The sequence below is a fragment of the Paenibacillus sp. YN15 genome (genome assembly GCF_003285005.1).
GTDB lineage: Bacteria > Bacillota > Bacilli > Paenibacillales > NBRC-103111 > Paenibacillus_AR.
Window position 1 is genome coordinate 339012 of the sequence record NZ_QMFA01000002.1, and the last position, 15767, is coordinate 354778.

Consider the following 15767-nt stretch of genomic DNA (forward strand, 5'->3'; position numbering starts at 1 on the left):
GAAGGTGCAAAATGAGCTTTTTGGAAAACATTTGGGAACATATACGGCGTGGATTGATTCAGAATGCCCCGTATCCGGTGGCGCTGAACGTAAACCTCGCTTATACCGTCATGCTCCCGGACAAGGAAAATCACCTGTTCTGGCTGCCATATGAGTACACAGGCCTATGCTACCGCGACCATGGCACTTATGTGAATATTCTGCCTTACTATAAAGGCTTCATACTGGAGAATGTGGAGCTTTCCCACGGAACCGACCTGTACAAGCCCCGGACCGAGGCGGAGTTCCTGAAGCAGCTGTACCGGCTCTCCTGGGATCTGGAGCAGGAGATTGACGGGCTGGTCCGCACTTATGACCCGTCAGCCTGCGCCGCGGACTACATTCTGAAGATGTACCACTTTATCGATTGGCTCCGGTATTACAATTCCGCCACAGACGGAAAATCCGGCTCTCACTCCGTCTGATCCAGCACGAATTTTTCGATAACATGGCGCACGCCGTCCTCATTGTTGCTCCGCGTCACATAGTCCGCCACCTGCTTCAGGGAGTCCACGGCATTTTCCATGGCGACGCCCAATCCGGCCTGCTCCACCAGCTCATGGTCGTTCCAGCTGTCGCCGATTCCGATGGTTTCCTCCTGCTTGATGCCGTAATGCTCCGCCAGCCGGAGCAGGGCGTGGCCCTTGGTTCCTTCGGGATGCATGATCTCCAGAAAGTTGGGTTTGGATTTGGTGATATGCGCCTTGTCCCCTACGGCAGCCTTCAGCTCTGCCAGCACACGGTCCAGGGTCTCCGGCTCGTCGATCATCAGAAGCTTGGGAGCGGTTTTTTCGGCCAGCCGGTCAAAGTCGGGTTCGATTTCATAGGCAATGTTGTTCAGCTTTGCGTAGTCAATCAGCCTTTCATTTTCTTCCTTGGCCAACAGCGTATCGTTGTGATAGGCCTGAAGGTGCAGGCCGTGCTTGGCGGCATATTCGAATACATAACGGACCACCTCCGGCGGCACATTCCGCTCATAAATGACAGTTTCGTCGGAGGCGTGCTTCACCAGCGCGCCCTGATAGGTGATCAGCGGCACCTCCAGCCCCAGCTTGGCGGCAATTTTGCGGGCGGAGGCGAACATCCGGCCTGTGGCAATGGTAAAAACGGCGCCCTGCTCTATTGCGGCATAGATGGCTTTGCGGGTTTCCGCGGAAATATCCAAATGGTCGTTCAGCAAGGTATCGTCCAAATCAACGGCAATCAGCTTATACATGGAAAACACTCCTTAGCAGGTTTCTCTGACTCTCCGGTCTACCGATTCATTATAGCGTAAACGCATCTGTTCGTCAGCCTGCGAACGCCTTCATGGCGAATCCGGGCCGCTGGGCAGGGTTATGCGATTGTCATCCTATGGGGGTTGCATCATGCACAACGTCAAAACATCCATTCACTTTTTAGGCACGGGGGATTCCATGGGGGTGCCCCGAGTATATTGCGGCTGCAGGGTTTGCGAAGAGGCGCGCACCACCGGCAGCAACCGCAGATGGCGTTCGTCCCTGCTTTTGCGGAGGGGGGAGGAGGAGCTGCTGGTGGACTGCGGCGCCGATTGGCGGGAGCAGATGGAGAGGCTGGGCAAACGCACCGTTGGCAATGTGCTGATCACCCACGCCCACTTTGATCATATCGGCGGGCTTCCGGAGCTGGCGGATCTATGCAGATGGACAGGCGTCCAACCGGTTTTGTACGCGCCCGAAGAGGTGTTGGCCGTCATCCGACGCCAATTTCCCTGGGTGGAGGGCAGGCTGATCTTCACTGAAGCGAAGCCGGGTATGGAGCTGCTGGGCTGGAGGATTACCCCGTTCCGGGTCAACCACGGCAAAAACGGCTATTCCTACGGCTACCGGTTTCAGCGGAAAGAGACAGGCTGGGTATATTGTCCCGATTCCATCGCGCTCGGGGAGAGGGAGAAGGGGCATATGCGGGATTTGCGGCTGCTGATCCTGGGAACCAGCTTTTATAAGGAAGAGGCGGATTTCCATACCCGGTCCGTGTACGATATGGTAGAGGCCTGCGGGCTGGTGAAGGAGCTGGCGCCGGGGGAAACGCTCTTCACCCACATGTCCCACGACATTGATCTGGATCATCCGCCGGAGCTGCCGGAGGGAATCAAATTGGCTTGCACCGGACAAGAACTCTTTTTGTAAGAGTTCTCTTTTTGTTTGTGACAAATGTGTGGCAGGAAATGATTGCGTTCTCATTGAGAATCATTATCCAGATTCATAAAGTATTCAATTATAATTGAGAACAGTTCTCTAAGTCCATATATTTTTCACCAATATAACAGGTTTTTGGGGCAGTTCAACAGATTGTCAAAATTCATGTGAAATCATTCACTATTGGATCTTATAATAGGAATTGAAAACAGGAATGTGGAAGATTTGTGTAGACTTTATGTCGAAATCATGTTGTTTTAACCCGTGGTCAGGCCCTCTCACAGCAACGGACAAAGCATTTCACAAGGAAATGTAAACGGTATTACAGGCGCGCGCAAAGATGAAACAGCGAACGCAGCATGCACTCCAATACCAGCGGACGGACGATTTCAGCCAGCTTTCTTACATCCGGGTCTTGTCGGCTGTTATTAATAAATAGGAGGGAACCAGATGTCTACCTTACCTAAGAAAAATGAGCTTGGATTTTTTGAGATCCGTCTCGAATCCATCGGCGGCCTTGGCGCCAACCTTGCAGGAAAGATGCTTGCCGAAGCGGGAGTATTGGGAATGGGCCTGAACGGCTCCAACTTTTCTTCGTACGGCTCCGAGAAGAAGGGTTCGCCCATCAAGACTTTCATTCGCTTCACCGACCCGGAAGTGGAAATCCGCGATCATAGTCCCATTGAGGTGCCTCATGTTGTCGCTATTTTCCATGAAGAGCTTTACAAAACCGTCAATGTTGTAAGCGGCTTGCCCGCCGACGGCATTGTACTGGTGAACTCCACGCGGGATTTCGATGAAATCCGCCGCGACCTGAAGCTGGAATACGGCACGCTTGCCGTAGTGGACGGAATGGGCATTGCCGTGGAAGAGAAGACCAAGGTCAATACGTCCATGCTGGGCGCTTTGTACCGCATTTGCGACTTCCTTGACCCGGAGGATATGCGCAATACCATCCGCAACACCTTCGGCAAGAAATATCCGCATCTGGTAGAGCCGAACATCCGCACCTTCGACCGCGGATATAATGAAGTGAAGTTTAAGACCTATGAAGTGCCTGCGGATGCGGAAGGTAAAGCCTTCAAGCGCTCCGTTACCGTGTACGGCTACGAATCCCAGCCCCTGGGCGGCGTGATTCTGGCCCAAGCCAACACGATTCTCAAGGATATGAGCGGCTCCCGCCAGGGCTTTATCCCCGAATTCAATGCCGAGAAGTGCATCAGCTGCGCCCAGTGCGACGTGGTGTGCGGCGATATGTGCTTTGTCTGGGAGGAAGAGCCCAACAAACGCGGCATTATGCAAATGGTGCTGAAGGGAATCGATTATCAATATTGCAAAGGCTGTCTGAAATGTGTGGATGCTTGCCCGACGGGCGCTCTGCAGGATCTCCGCGAAGAAGTGGGCTATGCCGAGGCGCACCGCGTGCCGTCCAGATTTAATTTCGTACTGGGAGGAGCTTGAGTCATGGCTATTCTGGAGAATGAATTGAAGCATTCTGCCGCCGAGCAGATTACCACCTTTGAGTCCGGCAACGAAATGGCGGCAACCGCCGCTGCGCAAATCAACTATCACATTATGGGATATTTCCCGATTACCCCTTCCACGGAAGTTGCCCAATATCTGGATCAAATGAAAACCCGCGGCGAGCATGACATCCAGCTTATTGCAGGCGACGGCGAGCATGGCGCTGCCGGCATCTGCTACGGCGCGGCTGTAGCCGGTGCACGGGTTCTGAACGCCACCAGCTCCCAAGGCCTTCTGTACATGCTGGAGCAGCTTCCGAACCAAGCCGGCACCCGCTTCCCCATGGTGCTGAACCTGGTGTGCCGCGCCGTCAGCGGTCCTCTGGATATCCGCGGCGACCACTCCGACCTCTATTATACCCTGAACACCGGCTGGGTAGTGCTGACCGCCTCCACGCCGCAGGCTGTATACGACATGAACATCATGGCTCTCCGTCTGGCTGAGCATTCCGAAGTCCGCCTGCCGGTTATTGTGGCTTATGACGGCTTCTTCACCTCCCACCAAAAGAAGAAGGTCAGCCTCTTCAAGGACCGCAAGGTGGTTCAAGCTTATGTAGGCGAACGCCCCACCGGCTTCCCGGATATAAGCGACCCGCGCAATCCTGTCTCCGTCGGGGCGCACATGAACGGCGACGACCTGATCAACAACCACTATCAGCAATCCGAATCCCTGTACAAAGCCGGCGAAGTATTCGAGCAGCTGCAAGCTGAATATGCCGCCTTGTCCGGCCGTGAATACCCGACTCTTGATCTATACCGCATGGATGACGCCGAGGTAGCCTTGTTCCTGCTCAACTCCGCAGGCGAAGCCGCCAAGGACGTAGTGGATAAGCTCCGCGCCCAAGGCATCAAGGCCGGCGTAATCCGTCCCAATATTATCCGTCCGTTCCCGGCCGAGCAGCTCCGCAAGGCGCTGAAGAATGTGAAGGCCCTTCTGGTTGGCGAACGCGCCGACTCTTATGGAGCCCACGGCGGCAACATGACCCACGAGGTCCGTTCCGCCCTGCAGGTTGACCAAGACAACAAAACCATCATCCTGAGCCGGATCTACGGCCTGGGCGGCAAGGACTTCTACGCCGAGGATGCGGAAGAATTCTTCAAGCTGGCTATTGATGCGGCCAACAAGGGATATGCCGAGAAGCCTTTCGACTACTTCGGCCATAATCCGGGTGTGAAGGGCCATGCCGCCGAGCAAGTTGTCATCGAGCCGCTGCACGGCGAATCCTACAACACCGGCCTGATTACGGTAACGGTAGACGAAGCCACCGGCAAGGTGAAGGCCAAGGTTCCGCCGCTCCGCAGCTTGACCAAGAAGCCCAAGCGGTTTGCCCCCGGCCATGGCGCATGTCCCGGCTGCGGCGTACTGCCTGCTCTGGAGCTGTTCTTCAAGGGAATCGAAGGCGATATTGTCGCCCTGTTCCAAACCGGCTGCGCATACGTCGTCACCACATCTTATCCGTATACTTCGCATAAGCAATCCTTTGTCCACAACCTGTTCCAGAACGGCGGGGCAACAGTAGCCGGTATGGTGGAGGGTTTCCTGGAGCTGAAGCGCCGCGGGGAAGTGAATGTCTCCGACAACATCACCTTTGTAATGGTCACCGGCGACGGCGGCATGGACATCGGCATGGGCGCCGCTATCGGCGCAGCGCTGCGGAATCATAAGATGATCATGCTGGAGTATGACAACGAAGGCTACATGAACACCGGCTCCCAATTGTCCTATTCCACGCCGCTGGGCCATATGACCTCCACCTCGGGCGTAGGCAAGGCTCAAAAGGGCAAGGGCTACCATCACAAGGATACTCCGCAGATTATGGCTGCATGTAATATTCCTTATGTGTTCACCGGCTCCGAGGCCTATCCGATGGACCTGATCCAAAAGGCTGCCAAGGCTCACTGGTATGCTCAAAACGTCGGCTGTGCCTACGGCAAGATTCTCATCACTTGCCCGCTGAACTGGAAAACCGAAGACCGTCTTGGCCAAAAAATTGTCAAGACTGCCGTGGATTCCTGCTTCTTCCCGCTGTATGAGATCGAAAACGGCGTAACCAATATTACGTATGATCCCGAAGCCAAGGGAACCAAGGTGCCAGTGCTTGACTGGCTGAAGTCCATGGGCAAATCCAAGCACCTGGCCAAGGAAGAGGAATTGCTGGCTGAATTCGAGGCCGAAGTGGAACGCAGATGGCAGCGCCTGAAGGCTAGACACGAAAATCCGCTCCTGTAACAACTTCCCCCAAAAGTGAAGAGAAGCTCCGAAGGAAATTCCGATTACTTTTGGGGGAGCCCCCTTAAAATAATGGATTGAGCGAAATAGATGTTGGGCTTAGCACGAATCTATCTATACGCTTACAATAACAAAGATAGCTTTAACTTACTTTCATGATAACGATTAGGAGGATCGACTATGGGAGAAAAATGCTGTTGCGGCGGTGCTGCGGTTGCCGACGAGCGGTTAGAGAAAATCAAGCAGACCATTGAAACCTTCAAGCCCATGAAGGGCGCTTTGATCCCGGTGCTGCATGAGGTGCAGGATTCCTACGGCTATCTGCCGGAGCATGTTCTGGAGATTGTCTCCGACGAATTGAATATTCCGCTCTCCGAAATCTACGGTGTGGCTTCCTTCTACCACTTCTTCTCGCTGGAGCCCAAGGGCGAGCACATCATCCGCATCTGCATGGGGACCGCCTGCTACATCAAAGGCGCCCAAGCGATTGTGGACACCTTCGCCAAGGAGCTTAAGGTGGAGGTTAACAAAACTACGGAAGACGGCAAGTTCACCCTGGAGGCCACCCGCTGTCTGGGCGCTTGCGGCCTTGCCCCTGTTCTGACCATTGGGGAGAAGGTGTACGGCAAGGTTTCCGCTGTTGACGTGCCGAAAATTCTCAAGGAGTACAAATAAGGAGGGAATCGTATGAAATCCATTCAAGAACTGGAGCTTATCCGTGACAATACGATCGCCCGCGTCGGCCAGCGTCAGGAAAACGGCGGTTCCAGCGTTACCCGCAAGAGCGTCATGATTTGCGGCGGCACAGGCTGTACCTCTTCTGATTCCATGCCGATTCTGCATGCGATTGAGCAGGAGCTGAAAAATCACGGCATCGAAAATGAAATCGAAATTGTCCGTACCGGCTGCTTCGGTCTTTGCGAGTTGGGCCCGGTCGTGATCGTATATCCCGAGGGCGCTTTTTATGCCCGGGTTGAAATCAAGGATGTTCCGGAGCTGGTAGAGGAGCATCTGCTGAAGGGCAACGTGCTGAAGCGTCTGGTATACAAGGAAGCATTGGAGAAGGACGGCAGCATCAAACCCTTGAACGATGTAAATTTCTTCAAAAAGCAAATGCGGATTGCGCTGCGCAACTGCGGTGTAATTGACCCGGAGAAGATTGAGGAATACATTGCCCGCGACGGTTATAAAGCGCTTCACAAGGTGCTGTCCACCATGACTCCGGAAGAAGTTATCGCCACTATGAAGCAATCCGGTCTTCGCGGACGCGGGGGCGGCGGCTTCTCCACCGGTATGAAGTGGGAATTTGCCGCCAAGCAGGTCAATGAGCAGAAATACATGATCTGCAACGCCGACGAAGGCGACCCTGGCGCATTTATGGACCGCTCCATTCTGGAGGGAGACCCCCACAGCGTGCTGGAAGCGATGGCCATCGGCGGTTATGCCATCGGGGCCAACCAAGGCTTCATCTATGTCCGCGCCGAGTACCCTATTGCGGTCCAACGCTTGTTCGTTGCCATTCATGAAGCCCGCAAGCATGGTCTTCTGGGCAAGGATTTGTTCGGAACCGGCTTTGATTTTGATATTGAAGTCCGCCTTGGCGCAGGCGCATTCGTGTGCGGCGAAGAAACCGCACTGATGAACTCCATCGAAGGCAAGCGCGGCATGCCCAATCCGAAGCCTCCGTTCCCGGCAGTTGAGGGACTGTGGAAGAAGCCGTCCGTTATCAACAACGTGGAAACCTACGCCAACATCCCGATGATTATTCTGAAGGGCGCCGAATGGTATTCCAGCATCGGCACCGAGAAGTCCAAGGGCACCAAGGTATTCGCTTTGGGCGGCAAAATTGTCAACACCGGCCTTGTGGAAGTTCCCATGGGCATCACCCTGCGGGAGGTTATCTTCGAAATCGGCGGTGGCATCCCCAACGGCAAGAAGTTCAAGGCTGTCCAAACCGGCGGACCTTCCGGCGGCTGTCTGACGGAAGAGCATCTGGATTGCACCATCGACTTCGATACCTTGAACAGCCTAGGCTCCATGATGGGCTCCGGCGGCATGATCATCATGGACGAAGACAACTGTATGGTGGACGTAGCCCGCTTCTATCTGGATTTCACCCGGGACGAATCCTGCGGCAAGTGTACGCCCTGCCGTGTGGGCACCAAACGTCTGTTGGAAATCCTGGAGAAGATCACTCAGGGCAAGGGGACAGAGGATGATCTGGTCATTCTCGAGGATCTCTCCGAGAATATCAAGAATGCTTCCTTGTGCGCCTTGGGCGGCACTGCTCCCAACCCGGTTATTTCCACATTGAAATATTTCCGCAATGAATATCTGGCTCACGTAGTGGATCACAAATGTCCTTCCGGCGTCTGCAAGGATCTTCTGACTTACTCCATCGATCCCAACCTGTGCAAGGGCTGCAGCCTCTGCGCCAGAAAGTGCCCGGTGAGCGCTATTTCCGGCAAGGTGAAGGAGCCGTATCTGCTGGATGCTTCCGTATGTATCAAGTGCGGACTCTGCTTCGATTCCTGTAAGTTCAAAGCCATCCTGAGAGGATAAGGAAGGGAAGAGGTGACTATGGTGGAAAAAGTAAAACTGACAATAGACGGCATCGAGATGGAAGTGGACAAAGGCACAACCGTGCTGGAAGCGGCGCGTGGCGTAGGAATCGAAATTCCGACCCTTTGTCACCTGAAGGGCGTCTGCGAATCCTCCAGCTGCCGCGTTTGCGTGGTGGAGGTTGGTCCACGGCTCATCGCGTCCTGTACGCTGAAGGCCGAACCCAACATGAAGATTCAAACCAATACCAAGAAGGTGCGGGATGCCCGCAGAACCGTTGTGGAGCTTTTGCTCTCCGACCATAACCGGGAATGCACCACCTGCAACCGCAGCGAAAACTGCGAGCTGCAATCCGTATCCAAGGACCTGAACGTCCGTACCATCCGCTTTGAAGGAGCAAAATCCAAAACCGGCATTGACCATTCCTCTGCGTCCATTGTCCGGGATTCCGAGAAGTGCATCCTTTGCGGACGCTGTATCGGCGCCTGCAGCAATATCCAAACCGTACATGCCATCGGCTTTACCCACCGCGGCTTTGAGACCAAGGTGACCACCGCTTATGATCGTCCCATTGGGGAAACCAGCTGCGTCAACTGCGGGCAATGCATCGCCGCTTGCCCTGTAGGGGCGTTGACTGAGCGCGACAATACCCGCGATGTCTGGAAAGCTCTCTCCGACCCGACCAAGTATGTGGTGGTTCAGGCTGCTCCTGCTATCCGCGTGGCGCTGGGTGAGGAATTCGGCTATCCCATGGGCACCCGGGTTACCGGCAAAATGGTGGCCGCTCTCCGCAAGCTGGGCTTCGACAAGGTATTCGATACCAACTTTGCCGCCGACCTGACCATCATGGAGGAAGGCACCGAGCTGATCTCCCGGTTAACCTCCGGCGAGAAGCTGCCTTTGATGACCTCCTGCTGTCCGGGCTGGGTGAAATTTATGGAGCATAACTTCCCGGATATGCTGGATAACCTGTCCACCTGCAAATCCCCCCACCAGATGGAAGGGGCGATGATCAAGTCCTACTTTGCCCAAAAGGAAGGCATCGATCCCAAGTCCATGGTGACCGTATCCATCATGCCCTGCACCGCCAAGAAATTCGAGGGCGAGCGTGAGGAGATGTCCAATGAGGGCTTGCAGGATGTGGATTATGTCCTGACTACCCGGGAGCTGGCCCAAATGATCAAGGAAGCCGGCATCGACTTCCGCAATCTGGCCGGAGACAACTTCGATAACCCGCTGGGCCTTGGTTCCGGCGCAGGCGCTATCTTCGGCGCAACCGGCGGCGTAGCCGAAGCGGCTCTGCGTACCGTTTATGAGGTTCTGGCCGGCAAGGATCTGGACGCCATCGAATATTCCGCAGTCCGCGGTCTGGACGGCATCAAGGAGAACGAGCTGGAGCTGCCTAACGGCAAGAAGATCAAAACCGCCGTTATCCACGGCTTGGGCAATGCCCGCCAGGTGATGGAGCTGATCCAATCCGGCGAGAAGCATTATGATTTTATCGAAGTGATGGCTTGCCCCGGCGGCTGTGTCACCGGCGGCGGACAGCCCATTGTGAACGCCAAGACGCAGACTGCCGTCAATGTGAAGCAGGAGCGCGCCAAGGCCATCTACGAAGAGGATCAATCCCTGCAATTCCGCAAATCCCATAAGAATCCGTATATCCAAATGCTGTACTCCGAATTTTTGGGCAAGCCGAACGGACATCTGGCCCATGAGCTGCTGCACACCCACTATGTGAAGCGGGCGAAGCATTAATACCCAAGTTTGATCATCGGCCGGTCCTGGAGCATTCCGGGGCCGGCGGATAAGTTCATACCTAATTGCAAGGATGAGTCTAAGCATGAGGGGGAGGTTCTTGCATGAGCAAGAGAATCGGTGTCATAAATATCATTGTTCAGGAATTTGATGGGGTTGCCAAGGTCAATGCCATTCTGCATGACAGTATGGACGTTATCATCGGCAGACTGGGCCTTCCCTATAAAGAACGCGGTATTTCCGCCGTCATCACCCTTGTTGTGGATGCGACATCAGACGAGATCAGTTCATTAACCGGCAAGCTGGGCAAAATTGAAGGCATCAATGTCAAGTCGGTTATGAATAAGCTATAGCAGGTTGTCCACCGTCACATTGTTCCCACAAGGCGTTTGTTGAAAAAGGCGGAGTGTGTTTCTTTATAGACGGGAGGGTTTTAAATGGGAGAGGCAAAAACGGAAGAGCTGCGTGTTTTTCACGCCGATGAAGTAATCCGTGACCACGAGATTGCGGATGCCATCGAAAAGGGTTCGGCGCTTGCCGCCGACAGCGCTTATATCAACCGGCTATTGGAAAAGGCCAGCAGCTGTACCGGCTTGAGCCATCAAGAGGCGGCCGTGCTGCTGCATGTGCAGGATGAAGAGATCTGGAGCCGTATTTTTGCGGCGGCCAAGGAAATCAAAGAGAAGATTTACGGCAAGCGCATCGTTATTTTTGCGCCCCTGTATGTGAGCAATTACTGTGTCAACAACTGCGATTATTGTGGCTACAAGCATTCCAATACCGACTTCAAACGGCGCAAGCTGACCATGGAGGAGCTGGAGAAGGAAGTGGAGGTGCTCCAATCTCTGGGCCATAAGCGGATTGCCCTGGAGGTAGGGGAGGACCCGAAGAATTGCTCCATGGAGTATATCCTGGAATGTATCCGCAAAATCTATTCCGTGAAGGTCAACAATGGAAGCATCCGCAGAATCAACGTGAATATTGCCGCTACTACAGTGGAGGACTACCGGAAGCTGCGGGACGCCGAAATCGGCACCTATATCTTATTTCAAGAGTCCTACCATAAACCAACCTATGAAAAACATCATCCCCAAGGACCCAAGCATGACTACAACTGGCATACCACCGCTATGCACCGGGCGATGCAGGGCGGCATTGACGATGTAGGCGTCGGCGTTCTGTATGGGTTGTACGACTATAAATATGAAACCATCGCTATGCTGATGCATGCCGAGCATTTGGAGGCATCCTTCGGCGTTGGGCCGCATACTGTATCAGTGCCACGGATGCGCGCTGCGGAAGGGGTCAATCTGGATACGTATCCCCATCTGGTGTCCGATGAAGAGTTTAAGCAGATCGTCGCTGTCCTCCGGCTTGCCGTCCCTTATGCCGGCATGATTCTCTCCACCAGAGAGGAGTCGGCCTTCCGGGATGAGGTGCTGGCCTTGGGCGTTTCCCAAATCAGCGCCGGCTCCTGTACGGGAGTTGGCGGCTATGTGGAGGAGTACAGGCTGCATAACCAGGACGAGAAGCCCCAGTTTGAAATCGGCGACCACCGTTCGCCTATGGAGATTGTGAAGAGCCTGTGCCAAGGCGGTTATCTGCCCAGCTATTGCACCGCCTGCTACAGAGAGGGGCGTACTGGGGACCGGTTCATGCGTTTGGCCAAAACCGGGCAGATCCAGAATGTCTGCGAGCCCAATGCCTTATTGACCTTTAAGGAGTTTCTGATCGATTACGGCGATGAGGAAGCCAAGGAGCTGGGCAACCGGGTCATTGAAGAAAGCCTGAAGGGCATCCCCAAGGAAGCGGCCCGGAAGGCGGCTTTATCCCGTATGGAGCGCATTGAGGCGGGAGAGCGGGATTTGAGATTTTAGCTTATTAACGGAAGTGGAACACGGGGCGGTTGGCAATCTGAGCAATTGCCCCGTTTACAATTCACGGCGGATTTTGCACTCCTGAATGTGAAAACATTCACGAATCCTGTCGGTGAGCTGTTGATTTTATCCCAGATAAGGAGTGAGAGTTATGAGTATGACGCCCTCAGGCAATCGGCTGCATGTTGCCTTGTTTGGCCGGAAGAACATCGGCAAGTCCACATTATTGAATGCGCTTGCAGGAGTGAATGCTTCTGCAGTTGCCGATTCTCCGGGCACCACCCGGGAACCCTTGTTTTATCCGATGGAGCTTGATTCTGTAGGTCCCGTTGTACTCATCGATACTGCCGGATTTGAAGATCATGAGCATTCTGAGCTGGGGGAGCTCCGCGGTCAGAGGCTGTTGGAGGTTATGGATCAGACCGACCTGGCGCTGTTGATGTTTATGGATACCAATGAAGACTATTCATTGGAGAAACGCTGGTACAAGGAATTGACCAGCCGTCATATCCCTGTTTTGGGAATCATCAACCGGATTGATGACCGGTATGTGGATGCCGAACCCATTCGGGTTCAATTCGACGAAATACCGCTGGTCAAAATCAGCGCCTCCAACCGGGTCAATATTAACCGGGTCAGACAATCCATCCGGCGGACGGCTCCCCTTGAGTTCGAGCGCGCCACCATTGTCGGCGATCTGATTAAGCCGCGGGATTTGGTTCTTTTGGTGACTCCCGAGGAGCTTAAAGCGCCGCGGTTCCGCCTGCCCAACATTCACGGCCAGATAGTCCGGGACATCCTCGACCAAGGGGCTTCCTCTCTGTGTGTTACGGAAAAAGAGCTTGTTCACACCCTGGGTTATCTGAACCGGGCGCCGGATCTGATCATTACCGATCCCGAGCTTCTGGAGGCCGTCTGCGCGGCTGTTCCGGCATCCAGTATGGTGACAACCTTTTCACTTTTGCTGGCCAGGCACAAGGGCAATCTGGAGCTGCTGATCAAAGGGGCCAAAGCGGTGGACGCCTTAAAGCCCGGGGACCGTGTTCTCATTGCCGAGGCATGCAAAGCCCACGAATCCCAGGGGGAATCTGTTCGGGGCCTGCTGCCGGAGCAGCTTCAGCGGAAAGCGGGAGGGGATTTGTTGATCGACGTTGTTTCCGGCCTGGATTTTCCCGTGGACTTGACGCCCTACAAGATGATTCTGCACTGCAATGCATGCTCCTTCAGCCGCAAGCAGCTTATGGCGCGGATGGCCAAATCGGAAGCCCAACATGTGCCTTTCACCAATTACGGGCTTGTCAGCGCTTATTTGAAGGGATTGCTGGAACGGACTTGTCCGGAGGTTGTATATTGATTGTCTTTGTCTTATAATGCTTGCCTGGTGAAGAAGGACGATTGGCCGCGAGGTGGCTATCCGCCCTTCTTTTTCATTGCATTGGCCGCTGTGCCGAAAGAAGGAGGTTGCCTAGTCCACCAGGTTTTTCTATACTGGTTAAGTAGCCTTGCGTTGTGCCGTCTTTTCTTGCAGTTGATGCGGCATTGTGTTTATGGAATTAATGATTTATGTGATTAATTAAATGACATTATGTTTAGTTGGAGGAACACGTTCATGGTACGCCAAAATCGGAGAGCCGCTTTTCTTGCAATTGCCGGTTGGGTCATTATTGCCGCAGGTTTGTTCCATAGTCTCTATTATATTTGGGGATTCACTCGCGGCTGGGAGCGGGATGCCTGGAATTTGCTTCAGGTATTGGCCGGACTGGTTATGGCCGGGATCGGATACTGGATTTTCCGCTGGCGATACCGGAAGTGGACCGGCAAGGCATTGATTTTGCTGCGCCTTTCACAGACAGCGGTGGTTGCGGGCGGGTTGGCCTGCGCCGTTCTGCTGGCCGCCATTTGGATCACCGGACGGACCCAGGAGCCGGTGAAGTCGGATTATTTGCTTATTCTCGGGGCAAGGGTCAAGGGAGAGACGGTTACCCTGTCTTTAAAAAGCCGCCTTGACCGTGGAGTCGAGTATATGAACCGCTACCCGGAGGCCAAGGCAGTATTATCCGGAGGCCAAGGCCCAGGAGAGGAAATGACAGAGGCGGAAACCATGAGAAGGTATATGGTTGGCCGCGGGATTGCGGAGAATCGGCTTATTCTGGAGCAATATTCTACGGATACCTATGAGAATATGTGGTTCAGCAAAGAAGTTCTGAATGAACAGGGTGTGGACCTGAATGCAGTTTCCGTAACTGTGATTACCAATGATTTTCATATGCTCCGGGCCAAAATGCTGGCCAAACGGGCCGGCTTCAAAGTAACCGGATACTCCTCGCGGACTCCGGAATTTACAGTGCCCAAGGCCTATACCCGGGAGCTTGCCGCTTTTGTCAAAAGCTATATTTTTGACGGCCGCGCCCGGGAAGCGCTTGGGGGGACTGGGGGGACGAAGCTGATGGGCTGGTTGCTTGGGCTGGCCGGGAGCATTCTGGTTGCGGCTGCGGCTTACTGGAAGAAATCCTTGTCTCTCTCCGGGGCAATTGCGGCCGTTGGCATCGGTACGGTTCTCTATGCGTTGGGAAGCTTGCCATGGTTCGGACTGATGATCGGGTTCTTCGTTTCCTCTTCGGCATTGACTAAGTGGAAGAGGCACAAGAAGGAGCAAGCGGAACACAAATATGAAAAATCAGGCCGGCGCGACGGTGGACAGGTTGCCGCAAACGGAGGTTTGGGGGCGCTATTGTGTCTGTTGGCTGCATGGCAGCCGGATATGTGGATCTGGCCGGCAGCGTTTATTGGCGTCATGGCGGCTGTCACGGCGGATACCTGGGCTACCGAAATAGGCGGCTTGAGCAAGCAGCTTCCCCGTTCGATTCTGACTGGCAGAAAGGTCAGCACAGGCACCTCCGGCGCCGTCAGCGGATTAGGCTGGGCAGCATCTTTGGCCGGCGGGCTGTTTATCGGCGCTCTAGGCATGGTTCTGGCTGTATTTGTTTCCGCGCCAGGGCCGTGGGGGGCTGGGGAAGGAGCATATGGCTGGGCTGTCATTCCGGCAGCGATGATTGCAGGCTGGATTGCCTCCAATGCGGATTCATTGCTTGGGGCCAGCCTTCAAGCACTGTACCGTTGTCCGGCGTGCGGGCTTGAGGTGGAAGGGCGCCGCCATTGCTCCCGCAATACTGTTCTGATCCGCGGGTGGAGGTGGATGAACAACGATGCGGTGAATCTGATCAGTTCGGCTGTTGGCGGGGGCGTCATGATTTTGCTTGTTTATGTAATCGATACAATTGGGAAATGAAGAAAGGGAAATGTTCATTTCCCGGGCGAGCGCATAACTCGATGAATAACGACTGCGGCTGCGAACGCTGGCGAAATGGGACTTGGAACGAAACGGTTATGTCACAAATTAGGCACTTAATTACTCTTGTTTTCTTTGGCAAAACATGATAAATTAGATTTCGCCGCCAAAACAAGCGGCAACATCGACAAAAAGCTGCATGAATTTGAAAAATAATACTTGCAATGACAGAGCCGATGTGATAAAGTTTTAAAGCACTGGATGAGAGCTCCTTGAAAACTGAACAACGAGCAGCAAAACAATGAAGCCAAACGTTTCGGCCCCATAAAGTGA

12 protein-coding genes are annotated in these 15767 nt (G+C 54.1%); 11 read left to right on the plus strand and 1 reads right to left on the minus strand.

The window, feature by feature from the left end:
• The first annotated feature begins 11 nt into the window (after positions 1 to 11).
• Positions 12 to 464, plus strand: coding sequence for a hypothetical protein (locus DQG13_RS03390; protein WP_113018241.1), 453 nt, complete (start codon positions 12 to 14; stop codon positions 462 to 464).
• Here DQG13_RS03390 and DQG13_RS03395 read toward each other — a convergent pair.
• Entirely contained in the window at positions 452 to 1255 is an 804-nt protein-coding gene (locus DQG13_RS03395; RefSeq protein WP_113018243.1) for a Cof-type HAD-IIB family hydrolase, read from the minus strand. The genes DQG13_RS03390 and DQG13_RS03395 overlap by 13 nt on opposite strands.
• Positions 1256 to 1406: 151 nt before the next feature.
• Between DQG13_RS03395 and DQG13_RS03400 the strand changes: the two genes are divergently transcribed.
• The 10 genes from DQG13_RS03400 to DQG13_RS31720 all read left to right on the plus strand — a co-directional run bounded on the left by DQG13_RS03400 (position 1407) and on the right by DQG13_RS31720 (position 15434).
• Positions 1407 to 2186: an MBL fold metallo-hydrolase gene (locus DQG13_RS03400; RefSeq protein ID WP_113018245.1), complete on the plus strand. Its 780-nt coding sequence runs from the start codon at positions 1407 to 1409 to the stop codon at positions 2184 to 2186.
• Between the two features lie 459 nt (positions 2187 to 2645).
• The gene (locus tag DQG13_RS03405) at positions 2646 to 3656 is read left to right on the plus strand and encodes a 2-oxoacid:acceptor oxidoreductase family protein (protein ID WP_113018247.1); all 1011 of its coding nucleotides are present in this window, start codon (positions 2646 to 2648) and stop codon (positions 3654 to 3656) included.
• Between the two features lie 3 nt (positions 3657 to 3659).
• Positions 3660 to 5948 carry a thiamine pyrophosphate-dependent enzyme gene (locus DQG13_RS03410; RefSeq protein ID WP_113018248.1) on the plus strand — a complete coding sequence of 763 codons (2289 nt, stop codon included), beginning with the start codon at positions 3660 to 3662 and terminating at the stop codon, positions 5946 to 5948.
• Positions 5949 to 6128: 180 nt separating this feature from the next.
• Complete coding sequence (gene nuoE / locus DQG13_RS03415) at positions 6129 to 6623, plus strand: NADH-quinone oxidoreductase subunit NuoE (RefSeq protein WP_113018250.1); 495 nt, start codon at positions 6129 to 6131, stop codon at positions 6621 to 6623.
• Positions 6624 to 6635: 12 nt separating this feature from the next.
• A complete protein-coding gene (gene nuoF / locus DQG13_RS03420; protein WP_113018252.1) occupies positions 6636 to 8510 on the plus strand; it encodes an NADH-quinone oxidoreductase subunit NuoF in 1875 nt (624 codons plus the stop codon).
• Positions 8511 to 8528: 18 nt separating this feature from the next.
• The gene (locus tag DQG13_RS03425) at positions 8529 to 10268 is read left to right on the plus strand and encodes an NADH-dependent [FeFe] hydrogenase, group A6 (protein ID WP_220094322.1); all 1740 of its coding nucleotides are present in this window, start codon (positions 8529 to 8531) and stop codon (positions 10266 to 10268) included.
• A 104-nt stretch (positions 10269 to 10372) separates the two neighbouring features.
• Complete coding sequence (locus DQG13_RS03430; RefSeq protein WP_113018254.1) at positions 10373 to 10621, plus strand: TM1266 family iron-only hydrogenase system putative regulator; 249 nt, start codon at positions 10373 to 10375, stop codon at positions 10619 to 10621.
• An 84-nt stretch (positions 10622 to 10705) separates the two neighbouring features.
• Positions 10706 to 12145: a [FeFe] hydrogenase H-cluster radical SAM maturase HydG gene (gene hydG / locus DQG13_RS03435; RefSeq protein ID WP_113018256.1), complete on the plus strand. Its 1440-nt coding sequence runs from the start codon at positions 10706 to 10708 to the stop codon at positions 12143 to 12145.
• 151 nt (positions 12146 to 12296) lie between these two features.
• Positions 12297 to 13499 (plus strand): [FeFe] hydrogenase H-cluster maturation GTPase HydF, encoded by a 1203-nt coding sequence (hydF, locus tag DQG13_RS03440; RefSeq protein ID WP_113018257.1) that lies wholly within the window; start codon positions 12297 to 12299, stop codon positions 13497 to 13499.
• Between the two features lie 255 nt (positions 13500 to 13754).
• Entirely contained in the window at positions 13755 to 15434 is a 1680-nt protein-coding gene (locus DQG13_RS31720) for a DUF92 domain-containing protein (protein WP_181592546.1), read from the plus strand.
• Positions 15435 to 15767 lie beyond the last annotated feature (333 nt).